The sequence below is a fragment of the Maribacter sp. genome, assembly GCF_049667165.1.
GTDB lineage: Bacteria > Bacteroidota > Bacteroidia > Flavobacteriales > Flavobacteriaceae > Maribacter_A.
The window spans coordinates 1-3,714 of sequence record NZ_JBATHS010000401.1; the positions used below are offsets into that span (position 1 = coordinate 1).

Annotated in this window: 3 protein-coding genes; 2 read left to right on the plus strand and 1 reads right to left on the minus strand. The window is 39.8% G+C overall.

The annotated features are described in order from the left end of the window. Positions 1-63: 63 nt before the first annotated feature. Positions 64-687, plus strand: a complete 624-nt coding sequence (locus tag WBM98_RS18085; RefSeq protein WP_424367419.1) for a TetR/AcrR family transcriptional regulator — start codon at positions 64-66, stop codon at positions 685-687. A 12-nt stretch (positions 688-699) separates the two neighbouring features. After that, positions 700-2,886 (plus strand): beta-N-acetylhexosaminidase, encoded by a 2,187-nt coding sequence (locus WBM98_RS18090; RefSeq protein ID WP_424367420.1) that lies wholly within the window; start codon positions 700-702, stop codon positions 2,884-2,886. Positions 2,887-3,049: 163 nt separating this feature from the next. Here WBM98_RS18090 and WBM98_RS18095 read toward each other — a convergent pair. Further along, positions 3,050-3,714, minus strand: a 665-nt coding sequence (locus WBM98_RS18095; protein ID WP_424367421.1) for an alpha/beta hydrolase fold domain-containing protein, incomplete at its 5' end; no start/stop codon positions are given.

Consider the following 3,714-nt stretch of genomic DNA (forward strand, 5'->3'; position numbering starts at 1 on the left):
AAATTCGGAATGAAGTATATTTTCCATTACATTTAAGAAAATATAACTCTTTATATATTTTCCATGCCCACAACTGAAATTACGAAAGCTGAAATAGTAGAATTCGCATTGCAAAAATTCCTACTAAATGGTATTCAGTCCACAACGATTCATGAAATAACCTCGACTTCCGGCATTTCGTCCAAAACGGTCTACAAGTTAATTGGTAATAAAAGTGAGCTTTTGAGATTAAGTCTCCAGTTGCATTATTCCCGTTTTTTCGATTATTTGGTTCAACTGGGTACTGAATCTAAAGATGCCCTTGAGACCCTGCTAAAACTTATACACCATGTACTGGAGATGGAGTTTGGTATAAACCAAAGATTTTACCAAGACCTGAACAAGTATTATCCTGATTTGCAAGATGAAATAATTAAATCTGGCGCAAACGAATTATCATTTTTTACTGATGTAATTGATCGGGGAATCAGAGAAGACTTGTTTTTACCGGAAATACAATCAGAATTGATCTGGATAAGTCTGCAACGGTTATATAGTGGCCTTACTAGGGATTCTATTTATGATACCAAATATTCAGAAGATACCCTTTTGAACAACACGGTGATAGTTTTTATACGCGGAATGTGTACTTCCAAGGGATTGGCACTAATGGCCAAATATGAACAGTTTACAAAATCAATAACCTAACAACAGATACCAATGAAAAGAATACTCAAAATCACGGGATATATTATATTGGGACTGATCGTTTTAATCGTCGGAATTGGTGTCTATTTAAATGCACGCTATAATAAAGCCAACGAAGAATTGATAAAAGAAGAAACGAGCCTGTCGGATAGCAACGCATTCTTTTATCAATTCGAGTTTGAAAATGACTCCATCAGTGAATGGTCCATGCTTCCCAGACCCAAAAAAGTCATTCCGGAAAAAGGACAATTTAGATGGCCACAACGTTGGCAAGTTTTATCGAATGAACCCGAAGCAAAGGATTGGGTGCCCCGGTTACTCGGGAACGGGAATAATGAAGACAGATCCGAAGCACCGATCAAATTTATCAAGAATGAATATTTGGCCATCGAAGGCTATACCTTGCGAATTTTGCCAGCTGGGATAGAAATTATGTATTCAAGTTCAGCGGGGGCTTATTACGCTTTAGTGACCCTACATCATCTTAAAATTCAATTTCCGGAAATAATGGAATGCATCACAGTGCAAGACGAACCAGATCTCTCCATAAGAGGAGTAATGCTTGATATTAGCAGGGATAAAGTCCCAAAGATGAAAACCTTAAAGGAAATTGTGGATATCATTTCATTATTAAAATACAATCATATACAACTTTATGTTGAAGGTTTCTCGTTCGGATATCCGAGTTTTAAGGAGTTATGGGAAGGCAAAGAAACCCCTATCACCCCAGAAGAAATTAGGGAATTGGATGCCTATTGTAAGGAGCGTTTTATTGAGCTTGTTCCCAATCAAAACTCTCTTGGCCATATGCAGCCCTGGTTGGAAACTGAACAATATGCACATCTCGCAGAATGTCCGGAAGGATATGACATTATGCCCATGCGAAAAATGAAAACCACTTTAGATCCTACCAATGCGGAAAGCATTGAATTGATCGAACGGATGATGAACGACCTGCTACCCAATTTCAGCTCCAATAAATTCAATGCCAATCTCGATGAACCTTTTGAATTGGGTAAATGTAAAAACGAAACGCTAGCGGAAGAAATAGGAATCGGCCAACTTTATCTCGATTATGTGATGAAAGTTTATCACTTGGCCAAAGCAGAGGGTAAAGAATTCTGGATGTGGGGCGATATCATAGGCAAACATCCCGAACTTTTGGATATGCTCCCTAAGGATATCACTGTTTTGGAATGGGGTTATGAAGCGGAGCATCCTTTTGACTTAAACACGAAGAGAATAAAAGAACAAGGATTGGATTTTATGGTATGTCCTGGAACCAGCAGTTGGATGACCCTCACGGGCAGGACGGATAATATGTTGGGAAATATTGAAAATGCCGTATTGAATGGTCTCAAGAATGGGGCCAGGGGCATGCTGTTGACCGATTGGGGCGATATGGGCCACTGGCAATACCAACCTATCAGCTATCCGGGATTTGCCTACGCCGGTGCCATAAGCTGGAACAGTCATACCTCGAGAAACCTTCCCTTGAAAAGATATTTGAACACCTATATCTTTGAGGACAAAAATCAAGAACTTGCAAATGTTGTTATGGAAATGGGAAGATCTTACCATTTTGAAGAACGCCATTTGCCCAACATGAGCCATAACTTCATGGCGTATCAATTTGGTATTGCCGACCCCGTCTTGGAAAATACCATTTACAGTGCCATTGAGAAAAAACTACCGGAATTCGTAGGGGAAGCTTTTATTGAGAAGATAAAAGGACGGTTCGAGAACAAAAAGATGTTTGAAATTGAGGCTTTGAACAAGCATCTTGATAATTTGGAAACCGAATTGAATGTGCATATTGATGAGGGAAATATTACTGCAACGAATGGAAATAACAATGAGTTACGGAACGAACTTAGAAATGGTATTGAAATGGTTCGTTTAGGTGCTGAAATTAGAAATTATGGACAACAAAAGGAAAACTGGACCAGTGAGGAACGAATTTTCCATTTGACCGAAATGCAAGAACGCTTGGCCTTGATTCAAAAAGAACATCGCAGGTTATGGCTACTAAGGAACAAAGAGGGAGGACTGGATAGAAGTATGAAACCCTTTCAAAATCTCGAAAATCAGATAAACAATCTCTTGAAAATCGAACATGGAGGGGAATTTGGGAAGCAAATGGAACGCATGAAAGAAAAGCTTATTTCTGGAGGGGCGAACTGGTATCTGGAAAAGTAAAATCGGGCAGGTTCAAGGGTCTTGGTTCCTTTAAAAGAACCCATGTGCAACCATATCTTTAAAGAAGTAAGTTCATATATTCATACCACGCGACGTCTTTTTAGGCTATTCTATCCGTTCATGGCTCTTTTAAATTAGTGTATATTCTTAATCCTATGAATACTCAATTCAGATGTTTGCCAAGAAAATCCAAAACTTTAGTTCTAATCTCCTCTACATCGAACATCTCCCCATAATGAGGTGCGTCCTTTACAATGACCAATTCATTTTCGACCCCTTCCACAGTCAGCCAGGCACTTAAGAGTTGAGAGTTTTTAGGGGAAACCATTTCATCTTTTTCGCCATGGATGATCAAAAAAGGCATATCAGTTTTGTCTACATAGGTCACCGGGCTGGCGGCTTTTGCTAAATCGGGACGTGCTAGTGGGGCAGCCCCTATCAATAAGCCTTCCGGGGATTTGGGGTCGTCAGCGCGGGGGAATAAAATCAGTTCGGCCGGACCATAAAAATCGACCACTGCCTTGAAATCGAATGACTTTGTCGTTTCGGGCATAAAAAAGTCTGGGACATCGTTATTTTTTGACAATGCCATCAACGAAGCCAAATGTCCACCCGCTGAAAATCCCATTACGGCAATACGATCTGTATCAAATCCATATTGGTCAGCATGGTCATACAAATAGGAAACCGCCTGATTACAATCCTGTATTTGGGCCGGAAATACGGCCTGGGTCGCAAATCGATAATCTATGGATGCCAAGGCATATCCCTTATTAAGAATAGCTGCCACCGTTTTTTTCATATAGCCAATATCGGCATACTTATCAT